At 39.0% G+C, this 431-nt stretch carries 1 protein-coding gene; it reads right to left on the reverse strand.

Features of this window, described 5'->3' with window-relative positions; translation table 11 throughout:
* Nucleotides 1-431, reverse strand: a 431-nt coding sequence (locus ACXAGJ_RS24675) for a SprB repeat-containing protein (protein ID WP_474843854.1), incomplete at both ends; no start/stop codon positions are given.

Genomic DNA, 431 nt, shown 5'->3' on the forward strand with positions numbered 1-431 from the left:
GTATAGGGTTGTTGTCCTCCTTCTATGGTAAGTTGAATACTTCCGTCACTTCCTTGGTAGGCAGATACATTGTTGATGATTTCTTGCTGTATATTGATTTGATTAGCTCTATTGATTACCGGTATGATTGCTTGAGTGATACAGTTATTATCATCTCTTACCGAGATGGTATAATCCCCGACTTGCAGATCTTGTATGTTCTGGGTGTTTTGTCCATTACTCCAGGAGTATGTATATGGAGGAGTTCCTCCCATGACCTGGATATCAATAGCTCCATCATTACCTTGTGGACAGGTTACTGTAGATGTGTTTATACTTACAATTTCTAATAGTTCAGGTTGAGTAATTGTCACTAGATTAGATGTTGCTATAGCCGTGCTACCACTATCATCAGTTATAGTCACGGTATATTCTCCAGGTTGAAGTTCATC

It is taken from the genome of Aquimarina sp. AWH4_224 (assembly GCF_056160245.1).